This window comes from Deinococcus multiflagellatus (assembly GCF_020166415.1).
Classification (GTDB): Bacteria; Deinococcota; Deinococci; order Deinococcales; family Deinococcaceae; genus Deinococcus; species Deinococcus multiflagellatus.
In genome coordinates this window covers 530,103-545,023 of sequence record NZ_JAIQXV010000001.1, presented here as the reverse complement: position 1 = coordinate 545,023, position 14,921 = coordinate 530,103, and the positions used below count along the sequence as shown (strand labels likewise).

Below are 14,921 nucleotides of genomic sequence, written 5' to 3'. Positions count from 1 at the left end.
GCCCCATCACTCCACCCCCTCAGCAGCCTGCCCCGGCTCGGGCTGGGCGGGGAAGGCGGTGACTTCATACCCGATCCAATGCTTGTTTTCTACGCGCTGGAACGAAAGCGGCAACGCGGGTCCGAAAGTTTTTACCACGTACTCCCCTGCTCGCAACAACCCTGCCGCCGCTTCCTCTGACCACTGCTGCGGGGAAACGACAACAAAGACTGCTGGTTGATTAACCTCGCAATTCAAGTTGTAAAAGGCTTTGCTCACAGCGTCGTAAAAGCTCGTTAGAGCGCAGAGGTAGTAATACTCGTCAACCCCTGCCGCCTCCGCCCCGGCCACAGCGGCGGGGGCCTGCTGCTGGGCGAGAGGCGCCACAGCCTGAGCCACACGTTCACGCTTCGCCCGCTCAGCCGGAAGGTTCAGGACACGGCGCTCCAGACTGATTCGTGCTTGCTCACGCGAATACGCCGTGCTGAACGGGATGCGGCGTTCCTCTTCAGTGAGGGAATCCCATGACTTATTGGCTACGCGCTCCTGAATCAGCAACTCGCGCCATTCGTTCACCAGTGCTTCCGTATCCTCTGCTGCCGCTGCGGGGGCCGGGGTGGCGAGAATGGGATACCGCAGTACATCCAGCGCACTCCGCAGCGTCTCGCCACTCACCACATAAGAGGTCTGCCCATCCCACGCTTCATCCAGCACACTTTCCAGGGCCTCTTCCAGCTCTTTGATACGCGCCTGCGCCGGCACCTGCACCCCGCTCACTGCTGGCCTCCCAGTAGGACGTGCTCAAAATCCGAGAGGCGCACGTGAATACGCACAGGGGCACTGTCCCTGCGGAACCCGCCCGCAATCGCCGTCCAAACCTGCACCGTAGGGCCTAACCTCGGATGGTCATGCACGCGCAATACCTCCCAGTGCGACACACCGCGCCGTTTCACGTTGACCATCGCGTACCGCCAACCCAGCAGGAGCACGGCCAGTTTCTGCCAGATCGTCAGAACACGCCGGCCCATCACTGCTGGCCTCCCAGGGCGGTGCGGGAGGCGTTCTCCAGATCATTCCCACATTCCTCCAAGGCGTGAGCACGGCTGATGCTGGAAATGACGGCCATTGATTTGTGCCCATCGGCGGGCAAATTCGCGTAAATCCGACTGGACTCCGCGTACCACTTGGCCGTGAGCGCCTGCGCCCCTTCCAGCGCCCCCCGCAGCCGCTCGTTTTCGGCCTGGGCCGTGGCGAGGGCGGATTCAAGCTGTCGGATGGCGGCCACGTCTCGCAGATTCTGTTGCTCGCTGGCTTCCAGACACTCCGCCAAACCTGCAACCTCCACAGGCAGAATGCTGGGCTGGCCGATGTAGGCGGGTACAAGGTTGGCAGCGCAAGCCGCGTGCATAAGGCCACTGACAGCCCGGTTCAGCAGCAGGCCCAGGTCGCCTTGGCTCGGCTGCTCAGCCACCATCCCGCTCGGGATGGTGATGACGTGCGTGATGGGCCGCTCGGTTTTGAGGTCTTGCATGGCCTCGTGGAAATTGGTGATGGTCATGCGTCACCGTCCAGGGAGTACGGGCGGGCCAGTACGGCGTCTGCTGCGGCCCCTTCCTGCCCGGTCCATTTCGCGCTGTGGTGCTGCACCTTTTGGGCCACCTCGGTACGCGGGTCAGCCTCCCTAAGGACCGCCAGCATGAACTGCAGGTCATCCAATCGGCTGCGTCCGGGTAGGGCGGGCCTGCGGGCCAACAGGGCGTCAATCTGGCTCAGTTCCGCCTCCGCCTGGGCCAGCGCCTCGATGGTCTCGGCCAGCAGGGCGCGGAGGGTGGGGAAGTAGATCAAAGCAGAAGCGTCACTGGAGCCCAGCGTTTCAGCAATGAAGTGAATGGGCTCCTCCTCCTCGACAAAGTGCTCCCCAGGATTGGGGTCACGTGGCGCGTAGAGCCAAAAATCACCCTTCAACGTTGGGCCGTGCAGCCTCCACTCTCCGGGCGTATGCCCGTCCGTCGCCTTCAGCACCTGCTGCGCGCGCTCTTGCAGGGGGATGGTGGGGGTCATGCCGCCACCAGGGAGCGCATGGCGGCCCGCAGCTGCGCCAGCTGCTCGGCCTCGCCGGGATACGCCGCGCGCCAGGCCTGCAGCTGCCCCGGGGTGGCCGGCTCACTGGCCCCCAGCGCACGCAGGTACACGCGCAGGCTCATGCGCTCGCGCTCGCAGGTGGGGCCCAGCTCTGGCTGGGGGACGGGTGCCGGGGCGGCGGGCGCAGCCAGCAGGGCTTCGAGGCGCTCGCACTCCCGGTTCAGGGTGCCGATCAGGCCCTGGGCCACCCGCAGGTCGTGCTCCAGCTGGTGGATGCGGTTGCGGGTCTCGCGCTCGCGGTTGACCGTGGCCTGCCGCTCGCGCTCCAGCGTGGCCTGCAGGCGGGCGAGTTCCTGGGCGTGCTGAGCCTTTTCCCGGGTCAGCTGGGCACTGGCGGCGTCGAGCTGGCGCCGGTATTCCGTGGCGTCGGCCTGCGCCTGATCGGCAGCGGCCGAGAGGTTGTCCATGTCGGCCTGCAGGTCCGCGCGCTGGGCCACCAGGGCGCGTTCGGTGTCCACGCGGCTCTGGTGTCTCACCACCTGGGTCTCCGCCTCCACCGCCGCGCGGATGGCCCCCAGCAGCGCCTCGTCCAGCAGCTGCGCGAGTTTGAGCACCTCCCGGTCCACCACAGCGGGCGCGCGCAGGCCCTGGGTGGCCACCTGGGACAGGGCGAACGATTGCAGGTCCAGGACGTGGTTGATCAGGCTGACCTCGGTGCGGTACTTCGGGCCCAGCTTGCCCAGTGCCTTGGTGATCAGGCTGTCGGTGCGGGTGATGATGCCGCGCCAGCCGGGGCCGTCCAGGGCGGTCAGGGCCCGGGCGGTGGCGGGGTCCAGCGGGGTGCTCGCGCGGTCCACGAGCGTGCCGATGGTGGTGGTGGGCGTGGTCGGGGTGCGGCTCATTTCAATCCCTCCTGCGCCAGGACGGCGCTAATGAAGTGCGGGGGGCGCCCGCAGAGGCGTTGCAACTGGGTCACGGTGTAGCCCCGCGCGTGCAGGCGCAGCAGCTGGGCGACCTCGTGGGGTTTCAGGGGCGTGGGCATGGTCAGTCCGCCGCCTCGGCCATCGCAGCGCTGAGTTGCGCGCGGGTGAGCACCTCAGCCAGCTGGGGGCACACGCTGTTCCCGATGCCGCGCACCTGCCGGGCCTTGCTGATCGGCGTGCCCTCGGCGGTGTGTTCCAGCACGTAGTTCTCGGGAAACCCCTGGCAGCGGGCCAGCTCGCGCGGCGTGAGCATCCGCATGCCAATGTCGGCCAGCACGTACCACTCGCCCTGCACCTGCAGCACGACCAGGCCGTCCTGGCTGTAGGGCGTGAGCGCGTCCCCCAGGAACTCGGCCAGGAAGGCGTGCACCTGCCGAGCCCGGGCCAGCTGCGCGTCAGTGAGTGACGTGGCGCAGGTGGTGATCACCGGCCCGAAGCGGTCCACGGTCGGGATGGTACGCAGGGGCTCAGTGACCGGCTGGCCCTGGTCGCCCTCGCCATTGCGCGAGTAGTAGGCGGTCAGGTGCGCGGTGGCGAGGCACATGTCGGCCTTGCTGGTGATCGTGTGCATGGTCTCGTCGAACGCCTTGGGCCGGGCCTGGGCACCACGTCCACCACACGCCACCAAAGCGCCGCTCACCAGCCCCTGTGGGCCCCCCTGAGCCAACACGGTCCGGGCCGGGCTGCTGGCGGGGTAGTTGGCATCGGCTGGGGGCAGGCTGCCGCCGTTGTGCTGGATCAGGTGGGCCGTAGCCAGCGCGTGCCGGTTTTCGGTGGTCTGGGTGCGCAGAGGCTCGGTGCCGTTCTGGCCGCGCGCTTCTGTCTCACTCTTGCGGCCGTAGTACGTCACCAGCTGGGCGGCGACCAGGCCGTGTGTGTTGCCCGTGCTCTCCCGGGCTGGGGTGCCGCCTGCCGTGATGGTGGCGATGGGATCGCGCGTGTCCTGGCCCACGCTGCCGGTGTTGAACTTGGTCAGATGGGGCGCAACCAGGCCGTGTGCTTCATGGGCCGCCGTGATGGTGTTGAACGGTTGGTCCAGGGGCTGGCCCCGGAAGCCTTCCCCGCCGTGGTTGCCGGTGACAATGAAGGGCCGTCTGGCTTCCAGCACGAACCGCCGGATTCCTTGAGCGATGCGGTTATGCGTGTTGCGCACCAGCGGCTTCTTGCGGTCGAAGATGCTGGGCGCGAATAGATCCCAGTCAATGCACTCAGCGGCCGTGCGGTACGGCTGCAGCAGGCCAGCCTTCACCCGGGCGTCGGTGGGCGCGGCGTGCGTGGGCTCTGGCCAGATGATCGGCAGGCCGTCCCGGCGGGCGATCAGGAACAGGCGCTTGCGGATGGTGGGCGTGCCGTAGTCGCAAGCGCGCAGCTCGCGCCACTCCACCTGATACCCCTGGTAGCGCAGGGCGTTCACGAACGAATTGAAGGTGCGGCCCTTCTGCTTCAGATCGGGGCGGCCGTCCGGGGTCAGCGGGCACCAGTCGCGGAACTCCTCGACGTTCTCCAGGATGATCACGCGCGGCCTGACCAGTGCCGCCCAGCGCACGGCCACCCAGGCGAGGCCCCGGATGCCCCGGTCCAGCAGCGCCGCGCCCTTCGCCTTGCTGAAATGCGTGCAGGTGGGCGAGAACCAGCACAGGGCCACGGGCTGGCCGCGCGTGACCTCGCGGGGGTCCACCTGCCACACGTCCTCAATGCTGTGGTGACTGTGCGGGTGGTTGACGCGGTGCAGGCTCACCGCCACGGGGTCGTGGTTGATGGCGTGGTCCACGGGGCGGCCCAGGGCGGCCTCCATGCCGGTGCTGGCGCCGCCCACCCCGGCAAAGTTGTCGATGACCAGCTCACCGGGGGCCAGCACGGCGTTCTCGCGCAGCGGCAGGTAGGGGAACAGGGGCGCGTAGGCGGGCGCGGTTTTCTTCGTTCGCTTCATCGGGCCTCCTGATCCCAATCATAGGCCGAAACGGCTTACGTATCAACCGAAACGGCCTATACTAAGGCATGCGTAATAAGCCAAAAGGGATGACGTACCCTGTTGGGGTGAATGAAGACATCCGGGCGGCCATCCGCGCGAAGATCACCGCGATGGGCGTCAGTCAGGCGGAGGCCGCGCGCCAGATGGGATTGGAACCCCAGGAGCTGAACCGGGCGCTGCAGAGCCGGGGCAAGATTGCCCCTGTCTGGCAAACCATCCTCGACTATTTCAATCTGGAATTGACGGTCAAAGGAAAGGAATGAAGCTGGTGATCTGTGGCGGCCGGACCTTCGGGGATCACGAGCAGCTGCATGAAGCCCTGGCCGCCTGGATCGCCCGCCACGGCTGGCCCAGCGAGATCGTCAGCGGCGCCGCGCCCGGGGCAGACCAGCTAGGCGAGGAATGGGCGGCGGAGAACGGTGTGCCGGTTAAACGCTTCCGGGCGGCGTGGCGAGAGCACGGCCGGGCTGCTGGCCCCATTCGCAATCGGGAGATGAGTCTCTATGCCGACGGTTGTCTGGCCCTGCCCGGCGGCAGTGGCACGGCGGACATGCTCCGGCAGGCGCGGGCGGCGGGCTTGGTGGTGCTGGCGTGGTAGGGGAGATACCGACTTGAGGACTCACCGTGCACTCACAAAAAACCAGTTGCTGTACAGGTTGCTGTACCACTCCAAACTGCTGCCCAGTCATCCAAAGTGGAAAAGGGAAGAAGCCCGTCTAGGACGGGCTTCTCTCTGCTGGTGCCGGTGAGGGGACTCGAACCCCTACGGTTTCCCGCTCGATTTTGAGTCGAGTGCGTCTACCAATTCCGCCACACCGGCCAGCGCGTGGGGCGAGGGGAATCCTAGCGCCCCGGCCCCCACGCGGTCAAACGGTGCTGGGCTCTGGAACGGCCCCAATCCGCCCGCCCAGGTCCCGCCGCAACTGGGCACCTGGAAAGTCCACACGGTCGGCCAGGGCGTAGGCCCGGCCCAGCGCCGCATTCAGGGTGGGGGCAGTGGCAGTGACCGCCAGCACGCGCCCGCCGTGGCTGCGCAACTGGTCCCCGTCCATGCGGGTGCCGGCGTGGTAAATGACCTCGTTTTCCTGCGTGGGGGGCAGGGTCAGGGGAATCCCGCGCTGCGGCTCGCCGGGGTAGCCGGGTGCGGCCAGAATCACCACGGCGCTCGCCGCCGCCCGGAAACGCACACTGCTGGGGTCCAGTTCCCCCCGCGCGGCGTCCAGGGCATGTTGCGCGAGGTCGCTCTCCAGGAGCGGTAGGACCGCCTCGGCTTCGGGGTCGCCGAACCGGGCGTTAAATTCCACCACTTTTGGCCCAGAGGGCGTCAGCATCAGGCCCGCATACAGTACGCCGCAGAAGGGGTGCCCTTCGGCCTTCATCCCGCGCAGGGTGGGTTCGATGATGGTCTGGCGAATCGCGGTCATCGTCGCGTCGTCCACCGGGAAGGGGCAGATCACCCCCATGCCGCCGGTCATGGGGCCGGTGTCGCCCTCGTGGATGGTCTTGTGGTCCTGGCTGGGGGGAGTCAGCGCGTAACGCTCGCCGTCGGTGAGGGCCAGGATGGTCACCTCCTGCCCCGTCATGAACTCTTCAATCACCGCCTGGGCGTCTGGACCACTGAAAATCTCGCGCAGGGCTGTTTCGGCCTCTGCAACCGAGTGGGCGAGGGTGACGCCTTTGCCTGCCTTCAGGGCCGCGTCCTTGACCACGATAGGGGAGGTGGTGCTCAGCCCAGCAAGGTGGGCCAGCGCCGCCTCCAGCGCGGTGAAACTGTGGTGCGCCGCTGTGGGAATGCCGTGGCGGGTCATGAACGCCTTGCTCCAGACCTTATCGCCCTCCAGCCGACTGGCCGCCTGGACCGGCCCGAAAGCGGGCACGCCCAGCGCGGTGCAGGCGTCCACCACGCCTGCCGCCAGATAGGCTTCGGGGCCCACGATCACCACGTCGGCGCCCTCGCGCTGGGCCAGCTGGGCAAGGCTCGCGGCGTCCTGGGGACTGTCCAGAAGGCGGGCCATCTTGGCAATGCCCGGGTTGCCGGGCGTACACAGCACCTCGTGGCCAGCCCGCGCGCAGGCGTGCACGATGGCGTGCTCGCGGCCACCGCCGCCTATCACCAGTACCCGCATCACTGGCCTCCGGCGCGGGCGGCGCGGCGTTGCCAGTAGCGCGCCAGGCCCTGCACACTCATCCAGGGCGGGCAGGCAAAGTCGTAGCGGGCGGGTAATTCGGGGTGCTCGGCGCGCAGCTCGTCCATCAGCGCCAGGGTGAAGTCGGCCGTGATCTGCTCCATCTCGTCTCCAGCACTCAGCGCCGTGCGCACCCGCTCGGCATCGGCCGTCAGGGTGCGGCGCAGGCCGTTCCAGTGCTCAGGGGTGTTCGCGTAGGTGCCAAAGTGCGCCAGATGCAGCCACGCGGCGTCGGTGCCCGACAGCAGGTCCAGGCTCGTGTGCCATGCGTCCAGGTCTATATCGGGCGGTGGGGTGGGCGCGCGCGGCGTCTGGGGCGCCAACAGGCGGATGCCCCCCACGTCTCCGGTAAACAGGTCGTCGCCCAGGTGATAGGCCAGATGGTGTGTGGCGTGCCCAGGGGTGGCCAGGGCCTGCACCTCCAACTGACCCAGGCGCAGCACCTCGCCGCCCGCCAGGGCCTGCAGGCGCTCGGGCGGCGCCGGGTGCATCTGTCCCCACAGCCGGTCCATCTGGTCGCCGTAGATCTGGCTGGCGCTGGCCAGCAACCGCGCTGGACGGGCCAGATGGGCGGCGCCGCGTTCATGCACGTAGGCCCTGGCCGCCGGCACTTCGGCCAGCACCGTGCCCGCCGCGCCCACGTGGTCAAAGTGCACATGGGTCAGCAGCAGGTGGCGCACATCCGCCAGGGTGGCCCCCAGCCTTTCCAGGCCCGCCCGCAGTTGGGGCAGCGTGCTGCCAGGGCCGGTGTCCACCAGGGCCAGGCCGTCGCCTGTGTCCACCACATAGGCGGCAATCACCCCGGGCGTCTGCAGGAAGTGCAGGTCCAGGATTTGGGGGCGGCTCACGCCTTGCCCATCAATCGGGCGACCAGCAGCACAGCCGCCAGAGCGTACTGCACGCCCGCAATCAGGCGCAGGGTGCTCGTATTGCCCGTGGTTTTCAGGGGCCCCAGCGTGAGGGCCAGGATGCCTGTCGCGCTGAGGAGAATCAGGATAAAGAGGACCCACAATGCCATGAGCGCCAGCATAGCGCGCGGGCAGAGCAGGTCTTTTTCCCTCGGCTGAACAGCGCGTGTCTGGGTGGGGCTCGTCTTTCACAGTTGAGCGGCAAAGCTCAAGGGCGCAAGGGTATGTAACCCTGCGCCCTTGAGCCTTGCCTTTTTTACGAGGCGTTGCGCTTCACCACGATTTCAGGGCCCTCGTAGTAGCGGGTGACCCCGGTAACGAGGTCTTCGACGATAAAGTCAATGCGGTAAATGCCTTCAGCTGCGAAGCCCTGGGTTAGCTGAATGCTCGTCCCGGCCGACAGAATCGGATCAACACGTTGGCGGCTGGGTATCAGTGAACCGCTGGTGTTGTCGTAAGCCAGGGTGGCCACACGAACGGGGTTGGCGGTCGTGCCGGGTACCACCCATCGTGCTGAGACAATATTCAGTTCGCCTGGGCGAGTGTCATAGACAATATTGTCGATGACGGAGCGGGATGCCAGATTGGCAATCTCGCTGTCCACTGCCGCGCGCGACACGCGAACAGGCATTTCCTGAATATTGGTGTTTCCATCTCCGTCAAAGGCTGTCACGCGCAAGGTGTAATTGCCATTTTGGACAAAGGGCTGGGCGTCAAGCAGCGCGCCAATTTGGAAGACCCGGTAGATGATGCCGCGGACATTGACAGGGATGTTGTAGGTGTAAGGTGCCGAAGGACAGCTCTGGCCCGGAAGCGCGGTGGCTTGGTCGCAGGTGAAGTCAAGGCGGAGGCTGGACACCTCCACGTCGTCGCTGGCCTGCATCATCAGGGCAGAGTTGCGTGACAGCACTGGACGTGTTGGATTGCTAAAAGGGTCAGTAAAGTACGCGGGCATCAGGACATTCAGCGCCGGCGGTTTGGTGTCGTTGACTCTGGTGTTAATAGGTGTCGTGGTGCCCAGGGTGCGGGTGCTGCCGTCGGCCAGAGTGGCCTGGGCAGAGGCCGTAATGGTATAGGCGTTGCTAGAGAATTCCGGCCCGATCAGGTCAATGGGGATAAAGGCTTCGTAGATGCCCTCGCTGACCCGACTGGCCTTGCCAAAGGCTGTTTTAACGACCTGGCCACGGAAATCACGAACATCAATGCGCACGTCATTGGCCCCGCTCAGCGGTGTCAGGGTAAAGGCTGTGGTGGACTGACGGAATTGCACGCGCACAACGCTCGGGCCAGTCAGGGTTGAGTTCGCATCTGGGCTGAGGATAGCTATGGTAGGGGCAGAGACGTTCTGAATCTGGACAGTCTGAGTAGCGCTCTCACCACGCAGGCCAGTGTCCGTGAGAGCGATCGCTTTGAGCGTCAGTGGTCCATCCGGATACTTGGAAGTGTCAATGCTGAAGCTGGTGGTGGGATTGACACTGGTAAAGGTGGTGTTGTCAATGTTGCCCCGGCTATCGCGCACCTCCAGAATCAGGCTCTTGACCTTGCTGGTGGCGTCGAAATTACCTGACACTGTCACGCTGAGGTTGCCGCTGTACGGCTGGCTCCCAGTGGTGTTAATGGTAATCAGGGGTTTTGGCGCCGCCTCTGAAGGTTTACCTCCGTCGCCACCGTCTGTGCGCGCCGCTGAGCTGAAGGTGAAAGGCAACGCGTTCTGGGTACTGTTGAACTGCACATTGACCGGCAGGTTGGTCACGCTGGGGTTGCTGCTCAACAACTTGCCGAACAGCTCAGCGTCCGAGATGGCACGGCTGATGGTCCGGTCTGCGAAAGTGGTGGCCGGGTCATTGAAGTTGCAGGAGGCCGTGGGATTGCTCGTTGCGGCTGCGCAGCTCAGGCCAGCGGGCAGCGTAAAGGCCGGGATATTCACTGTCTCGGTCTTGGTGGTGTTCGAGGTGGGGTCAGTCCAGGTCAGGGTGGCCGAGTTGATCGTCACTTCCCGGGCACCCGCTTTGTTCGTGAACGTGTAGGTGGTGTTGCCCGTCAGTTGGTTGTTGGTGGTGGAAACCGAGGCTTTGCTGGACGAAACCGTGACTGAACCGCTGCCAGGCGCAGAGGACGGATTACACGAAGCAATGAGCAGGGGTAGGGTCAAAAGGGCGGCTTTCTTCATGCGGGTTCCTCCGGAGCGGGAGCATCTTTGAGGTGGGGATTTAAAATATAGAAGGCGAGGCGCTTCATACCGGCGAGAAAATCGACATTCTCGACAATCACACCACGCCACTCGTCACTGAGATCTTGCAGGCCTGGGCGCTCAGTGGTGCGCGGCTGAATCACGGTGGGGGCAAAATTCAAGATGCCCTTGACCCCAGCGTCCACCAGGGCCTGGGCGGCGTCCTGGGCGCGCTCGGGGGGCACGGCCAGAAAGCCCATATCCACAGCGTGGGTGCGGGTGAAGTCCGTCAGGTCGTTCATGTGGCCCACCGTCAGGCCGCGCACCTGCTGGCCCACCACCCCGGGACTTACATCGAACAGGCCCACGTACTGAAACTGGTAATCGCTGGCGCCGGGGTAGTTGGCAATCGCCTGCCCCAGGCGCCCCATCCCGACAATCACCACGTTCCAGGAGCGGTTGAGGCCCAGCACGCGCACCAGCTCGCGTTTCAAAATGGGCACGGTGTAGCCCATGCCACGCGTGCCAAAGCGGCCAAAATACGCCAGATCCTTGCGCACCTGAAAGGCGCTGACACCCGCGCGGTCGGCCAGATCGTTGCTGCTGGTGCGGCTGACGTCTTGCAACTCCAGATGTTCCAGAATGCGCAGGTACGTCACCAGACGGCTGATGGCAGCAGTGGGAATTTCAGCCACGTTCAGCGCACCCGGAAATGGTCGAGGCCGTTGGCGCTCAGGCGGCCTTCGGTGCGCTGCAGGGCGTCGCCCGTATACGGGCCCACCAGCACCGTAACCTTGCGGCCTTCGGGGGCATTGACCGTCGGCGCGTACCCCAGGTCGCGCAGTTGCTGCACCAGATTCTGGGCGCTCTCCACGCGGTCAAAGGCGCCCACCTGGAGGTAGGTGGGGCCGTCCGGCGCGGGGGCCGGTTCGGCCGGGGGGGCCGCTGCAGAGGGAGACGCTGCGGTTTCGCCCGTTTCCGCCGCTGCAGGCTGGGCGGTGCTGGGCGCGGCGGCACTGGGCTGGGTGGTTTCGGCCGCGCCGCCCGTCAGGCTGCGGCCGCGCGGGGGGTACAGCACCGCTGAGGGATAGGCCCGCTGCACGTCGGCCAGGGCCTGACGGGCGCTGGCTTCGTCCGCAAAGGGGCCCAGTTGCGCCACGACCTGCGAGCCCAGGTCAATGGGGTACACGGTGTAGCCCAGTGCCTGCACGCCCGCTGCGGCGCTGCGCGCGCTGGCCTCGCTCGCAAACGTCCCCAGGCTGATGCGGTAGTCGCTGCGCAGCGGCACCCGCTGCTCACTGGCCGCCACAGCGCCGCCCGTCCGGGGGGCAGCGGCCGGGGCCTGCTCGGTGGCGGGGGCCGCTTCGGCCGTGGGGTCGCCTGCGGTGGATTCGGTGGCCGCCTCACCCGTTTCGGTGCCCGCAGCCTGCGCCGCTGCGGCCTGCAGGGCCGGGTCCGGGGCGCCAATCGGGGCCGCGGCAATGACAGGGGCCTCGGTGGCCGCAGGATCAGCGGGGGCTGGGGCGGGCGTGGTCTGGGCCGGGGAGGTCGCCGCACTGCTCGAATTGGCCGCCTCAGTGGCGGGGGCGCTGCCGGGCGCACTGGGAATGGCGGCGGTGCTCTCGGGCACGGCGGCGGCAGGGGTCCGGGTGGTCTGATTCCCGCCGCGCAGCAGCACCGTGCCAAAGCCGCCCAGCAGCGCCAGCACCAGCGCGCCGATCATCACGTCCGGCCAGCGCCGGGCCCGCGCGGCGGGCCGCTGGGCCGGGCGGCTCACTTCAGGGCCCCCTGCGCCTTGCTGTTGCCCAGTGCGGCGGCGGTGCGCAGCGAGGTGCGCGCCTCGGCTTCCCGGGCCTGGGCACGCTGGGCCAGGCCCAGCAGGTACCACGCCTCGGCGTTCTTGGGATCGTCGGTGACGAGGCCGCGCAAAATGGCCTCGGCTTCGGGGTAGCGGGCGCTGGCCAGCAGGGCGCTGGCGAGGTTCACCCGGGCGGTGACGGTGGGGTTGAGTTTGACGCTCTCGCCCAGGGCGCTGGCGGCGCCGGCATAGTCTTTCTGGGCGTAGGCGGTCAGGCCCAGCCACAGGGCGGTATCGGCGCTGGGCGCGCGGGTCTGGCTGGACCGCAGCGCGGCGCGCGCCTGCGCGTATTGCCCCTGACGGTAAGCGGCGACCCCCTGCACAAACAGGGCGCGCGCCAGCGTGGCGTCATCGGGGCGCAGCGTCAGGGCCAGGGCGGCGTCGCGGGCGGCCTCGACGTTCTGGTTCAGGGTCAGGCGCACGCCCGCCAGCGCGGCGCGGTAGGCGGCGTTCTGGGGGGCGAGCTTGGTGGCGTTCTGCAGGGCGCTCAGGGCGCCGGGGCGGTCCCCACGGGCGGCGCGCAGTTCGCCTTCCAGGGCGAAGGCAGCGGCATTGCGGCTGTCCTCACGCGCGGCGTCCTGCGCGGCAAACACGGCGGCGCGGGTGTCGCCGGTGGCAGCCAGAATCCGGGCCTTGCGCAGCAGCAGCGCCGAACGGTCGGTGCCGTTTTGCACCCGGCCCGCCGCCGCGTCCAGTTCCCGAATGGCGCGCTCGGGCAGGCTCTGGCCCACGTAGATGTCGGCCAGCAGCAGCGCGGCGTCGACCCGCTGGGGCGCGGCCTGAATCAGGGCGTACACTCCCGGCAGCGCGGCCGAGCCCTGCCCGCTGAGCGTCCGGGCCTGGGCCAGCCGGAACTGCACGTCCAGGTCCCCTGGGTCAATCACCGCAATCGCCGCCAGGGTGGTGCTCAGGGCGGCAAAGTCGGCCTTGCGGGTCTGCTCGGCGGCCAGCGCTTCAAGGACCTGGCGCTGCGCCGCCGGGCCCGCCTGGGTCTTCATCAGGGTGGCGGCCTCAGCAAACAGGGTCAGCGCCTGGTCGTGGTTGCCGGCCCGCGCGGCAATGACCCCCAGGTTATAGGGCCCCTCAAAGCGGGTGGGGGCCAGCGCCCGAAACTGCTGCAACTCGAAGGTGGCGCCGCGCTCGTCGTTCAGGGCAAACAGGGTCAGGGCGAGGCCAAAGTGCGGCTCGGGGTTGGTGTAGTTCTGGGCAACAACCCCCTCGTACAGCGTTCTGGCCTGCGCGTAGTTGCCCGCCTGAAAGGCGGCGCGGGCCTGGGCCACCTGCGCCTGCTGCTCAGTGGTGAGCGGCGTGACCGGCACGGCGGGCGCGGTCTTGGGGTCCTGGCCCGGGGTCTGAAGATTCTGCGCGCTCTGCAGCGCCCCCTGCGCCGACGGTGTCCCCGCCGACTGCAGGGTGTTCTGTACGCCGATGGTGCTGACCGTTTCGATCATCGTCTGGGCGGCCCCGGACGTGGCGAGGGCCAGCGTGAGCCCCAGCAGAACCGCTTTCGTGTGTTGCGTCACCTTCATGGCCTCCTGATGTGCGGAAAACGCCCGTAGCCTAGCATTAACGTCTCTCGGAACCCTTACTCATGTGTGACGGACCTTCAGGCGGCGCCGGTCACGGCCTGGGGCCGCTTCAGGGCCAACTGGCCGCAGGCCGCGCCCGCATCCCGCCCACGTGAGCGGCGCACGCTGACGTCCACCCCCCGGTCCTGCAAGATGTCGTAGAAGGTCTGAATCTGCTCTTCCGTGCTGCTTTCAAAGCCCGAGCCGGCCCAGGGGTTCATGGGAATCAGGTTCACATGGCTGACGAGACCGCGCAGCAACTCGGCGAGCAGCTCGGCCTGCCAGGGGTGGTCGTTTACCCCGCGCAGCATGGTGTATTCCATGGTGATGCGCCGGCCCGTCACCGCCTGATAGTCGTGGGCGGCGGCCATGATCTCTTCAATGGAATTCACCTGCCCGGTGGGAATGATGCGGCGCCGGGTCTCTTCATCTGGGGCGTGCAGGCTGATCGCCAGTTTGATGCCCAGGTCGTCCTCGGCGGCCAGGCGGCGAATGCCCTTGGCGATGCCCACGGTGGACAGGGTCACGCGGCGCTTGCTCATGCCCAGGGCCTGGGGGTGCAGCAGGATGCGCGCGGCCAGCATGGTGTGGTCGTAGTTCAGCATGGCCTCGCCCATCCCCATGAACACGAGGTTGCGAATCTCGCGCGGGGCGATGCCCTCGCCGCCCGCCACCGCCAGCACCTGCGCCACGATCTCGCCCGGGGTGAGGTTGCGGCCAAAGCCCATGGCGCCGGTCGCGCAGAACGCGCACTTGGCCGGGCAGCCCACCATGGTGGAGACGCAGATGGTCTTGCGGTCCAGGTAGGGCATGTACACGGCTTCCATCTGGCGGCCGTCTTGCAGGGTGAACAGATATTTCACGCTGCCGTCGGCGCTGCGCACGGTTTCGATGAGCTTGAAAGGGTTGAGGTGGTACTTCTCGGCCAGTTCCGCCCGGAGGCCGGCCGGCAGGTTGGTCATGGCCTCGAAGGTGCCCACGCCCTGCCCGAAGACCCAGTCGAGCAGCTGCCGGCGCCGAAATCCCTCCAGGGGGTAGGCGTCGGGGTGAAGGTCAAGCAGAAACTCCATGTGACCAAGTGTACGGTGGGCGGAGGTGGGAATTCCGTGAAGTCCTGCGGAGAAAGGGCGGTCGACGTGTGGAGGCTCCCTGCACGTTTGGAGGCACCGGGACACCAGGAACGTCTTGGCCGAGGCCGCAAGTTCGCTCGCATCC

General features: G+C 67.2%; 17 protein-coding genes and 1 tRNA gene. 2 read left to right on the top strand and 16 right to left on the bottom strand.

The window, feature by feature from the left end; genetic code table 11:
• Positions 1-6 precede the first annotated feature (6 nt).
• From K7W41_RS02570 to K7W41_RS02540, 7 genes are read right to left on the bottom strand one after another with little or no spacing between them, the layout of a single operon-like run.
• Positions 7-756, bottom strand: coding sequence for a hypothetical protein (locus tag K7W41_RS02570; RefSeq protein ID WP_224604351.1), 750 nt, complete (start codon positions 754-756; stop codon positions 7-9).
• Positions 753-1,007, bottom strand: coding sequence for a hypothetical protein (locus K7W41_RS02565; RefSeq protein WP_224604350.1), 255 nt, complete (start codon positions 1,005-1,007; stop codon positions 753-755). Before K7W41_RS02565 ends, K7W41_RS02570 begins: the two co-directional genes overlap by 4 nt.
• Complete coding sequence (locus K7W41_RS02560) at positions 1,007-1,537, bottom strand: hypothetical protein (RefSeq protein WP_224604347.1); 531 nt, start codon at positions 1,535-1,537, stop codon at positions 1,007-1,009. The genes K7W41_RS02565 and K7W41_RS02560 overlap by 1 nt, the downstream gene beginning before the upstream one ends.
• On the bottom strand, positions 1,534-2,040 hold the full coding sequence (locus K7W41_RS02555) for a hypothetical protein (protein WP_224604344.1): 507 nt from the start codon (positions 2,038-2,040) through the stop codon (positions 1,534-1,536). The genes K7W41_RS02560 and K7W41_RS02555 overlap by 4 nt, the downstream gene beginning before the upstream one ends.
• Positions 2,037-2,963, bottom strand: coding sequence for a hypothetical protein (locus K7W41_RS02550; RefSeq protein ID WP_224604342.1), 927 nt, complete (start codon positions 2,961-2,963; stop codon positions 2,037-2,039). The genes K7W41_RS02555 and K7W41_RS02550 overlap by 4 nt, the downstream gene beginning before the upstream one ends.
• Complete coding sequence (locus tag K7W41_RS02545; RefSeq protein WP_224604340.1) at positions 2,960-3,103, bottom strand: hypothetical protein; 144 nt, start codon at positions 3,101-3,103, stop codon at positions 2,960-2,962. The genes K7W41_RS02550 and K7W41_RS02545 overlap by 4 nt, the downstream gene beginning before the upstream one ends.
• A gap of 2 nt (positions 3,104-3,105) precedes the next feature.
• Positions 3,106-4,974 (bottom strand): DNA cytosine methyltransferase, encoded by a 1,869-nt coding sequence (locus K7W41_RS02540; protein ID WP_224604339.1) that lies wholly within the window; start codon positions 4,972-4,974, stop codon positions 3,106-3,108.
• Between the two features lie 107 nt (positions 4,975-5,081).
• Here K7W41_RS02540 and K7W41_RS02535 point away from each other — a divergent pair, with 107 nt between their 5' ends.
• The gene (locus tag K7W41_RS02535) at positions 5,082-5,279 is read left to right on the top strand and encodes a hypothetical protein (RefSeq protein WP_224604338.1); all 198 of its coding nucleotides are present in this window, start codon (positions 5,082-5,084) and stop codon (positions 5,277-5,279) included.
• Entirely contained in the window at positions 5,276-5,614 is a 339-nt protein-coding gene (locus K7W41_RS02530; protein WP_224604337.1) for a DUF2493 domain-containing protein, read from the top strand. The genes K7W41_RS02535 and K7W41_RS02530 overlap by 4 nt, the downstream gene beginning before the upstream one ends.
• Positions 5,615-5,753: 139 nt before the next feature.
• On the opposite strand, the gene K7W41_RS02525 is transcribed toward K7W41_RS02530, so the two are convergent.
• From K7W41_RS02525 to rlmN, 9 genes are all read right to left on the bottom strand, one after another.
• Positions 5,754-5,836, bottom strand: a tRNA-Leu gene (locus K7W41_RS02525).
• Positions 5,837-5,882: 46 nt separating this feature from the next.
• Positions 5,883-7,142 carry a phosphoribosylamine--glycine ligase gene (purD, locus tag K7W41_RS02520; RefSeq protein ID WP_224604336.1) on the bottom strand — a complete coding sequence of 420 codons (1,260 nt, stop codon included), beginning with the start codon at positions 7,140-7,142 and terminating at the stop codon, positions 5,883-5,885.
• Positions 7,142-8,050, bottom strand: a complete 909-nt coding sequence (locus K7W41_RS02515) for an MBL fold metallo-hydrolase (RefSeq protein ID WP_224604335.1) — start codon at positions 8,048-8,050, stop codon at positions 7,142-7,144. The genes purD and K7W41_RS02515 overlap by 1 nt, the downstream gene beginning before the upstream one ends.
• Positions 8,047-8,220: a hypothetical protein gene (locus K7W41_RS02510; protein ID WP_224604334.1), complete on the bottom strand. Its 174-nt coding sequence runs from the start codon at positions 8,218-8,220 to the stop codon at positions 8,047-8,049. The genes K7W41_RS02515 and K7W41_RS02510 overlap by 4 nt, the downstream gene beginning before the upstream one ends.
• 146 nt (positions 8,221-8,366) lie before the next feature.
• Positions 8,367-10,280 carry a hypothetical protein gene (locus tag K7W41_RS02505; RefSeq protein WP_224604332.1) on the bottom strand — a complete coding sequence of 638 codons (1,914 nt, stop codon included), beginning with the start codon at positions 10,278-10,280 and terminating at the stop codon, positions 8,367-8,369.
• On the bottom strand, positions 10,277-10,975 hold the full coding sequence (locus K7W41_RS02500; RefSeq protein ID WP_224604331.1) for a redox-sensing transcriptional repressor Rex: 699 nt from the start codon (positions 10,973-10,975) through the stop codon (positions 10,277-10,279). The genes K7W41_RS02505 and K7W41_RS02500 overlap by 4 nt, the downstream gene beginning before the upstream one ends.
• 2 nt (positions 10,976-10,977) lie before the next feature.
• Positions 10,978-12,057, bottom strand: coding sequence for an SPOR domain-containing protein (locus tag K7W41_RS02495; RefSeq protein ID WP_224604329.1), 1,080 nt, complete (start codon positions 12,055-12,057; stop codon positions 10,978-10,980).
• The gene (locus tag K7W41_RS02490) at positions 12,054-13,667 is read right to left on the bottom strand and encodes a tetratricopeptide repeat protein (protein WP_224604325.1); all 1,614 of its coding nucleotides are present in this window, start codon (positions 13,665-13,667) and stop codon (positions 12,054-12,056) included. The genes K7W41_RS02495 and K7W41_RS02490 overlap by 4 nt, the downstream gene beginning before the upstream one ends.
• Before the next feature lie 77 nt (positions 13,668-13,744).
• Positions 13,745-14,776, bottom strand: coding sequence for a 23S rRNA (adenine(2503)-C(2))-methyltransferase RlmN (gene rlmN, locus K7W41_RS02485; RefSeq protein WP_224604323.1), 1,032 nt, complete (start codon positions 14,774-14,776; stop codon positions 13,745-13,747).
• Between the last annotated feature and the right edge of the window lie 145 nt (positions 14,777-14,921).

Excerpts from the sequence above, each read along its gene's own strand:
- K7W41_RS02565 (WP_224604350.1), bottom strand. The coding sequence starts at position 1,007 with ATGGGCCGGCGTGTTCTGACGATCTGGCAGAAACTGGCCGTGCTCCTG.
- K7W41_RS02560 (WP_224604347.1), bottom strand. The coding sequence starts at position 1,537 with ATGACCATCACCAATTTCCACGAGGCCATGCAAGACCTCAAAACCGAG.
- K7W41_RS02555 (WP_224604344.1), bottom strand. The coding sequence starts at position 2,040 with ATGACCCCCACCATCCCCCTGCAAGAGCGCGCGCAGCAGGTGCTGAAG.
- K7W41_RS02550 (WP_224604342.1), bottom strand. The coding sequence starts at position 2,963 with ATGAGCCGCACCCCGACCACGCCCACCACCACCATCGGCACGCTCGTG.
- K7W41_RS02545 (WP_224604340.1), bottom strand. The coding sequence starts at position 3,103 with ATGCCCACGCCCCTGAAACCCCACGAGGTCGCCCAGCTGCTGCGCCTG.
- K7W41_RS02540 (WP_224604339.1), bottom strand. The coding sequence starts at position 4,974 with ATGAAGCGAACGAAGAAAACCGCGCCCGCCTACGCGCCCCTGTTCCCC.
- K7W41_RS02530 (WP_224604337.1), top strand. The coding sequence starts at position 5,276 with ATGAAGCTGGTGATCTGTGGCGGCCGGACCTTCGGGGATCACGAGCAG.
- purD (WP_224604336.1), bottom strand. The coding sequence starts at position 7,142 with ATGCGGGTACTGGTGATAGGCGGCGGTGGCCGCGAGCACGCCATCGTG.
- K7W41_RS02510 (WP_224604334.1), bottom strand. The coding sequence starts at position 8,220 with ATGGCATTGTGGGTCCTCTTTATCCTGATTCTCCTCAGCGCGACAGGC.
- K7W41_RS02505 (WP_224604332.1), bottom strand. The coding sequence starts at position 10,280 with ATGAAGAAAGCCGCCCTTTTGACCCTACCCCTGCTCATTGCTTCGTGT.
- K7W41_RS02490 (WP_224604325.1), bottom strand. The coding sequence starts at position 13,667 with ATGAAGGTGACGCAACACACGAAAGCGGTTCTGCTGGGGCTCACGCTG.
- rlmN (WP_224604323.1), bottom strand. The coding sequence starts at position 14,776 with ATGGAGTTTCTGCTTGACCTTCACCCCGACGCCTACCCCCTGGAGGGA.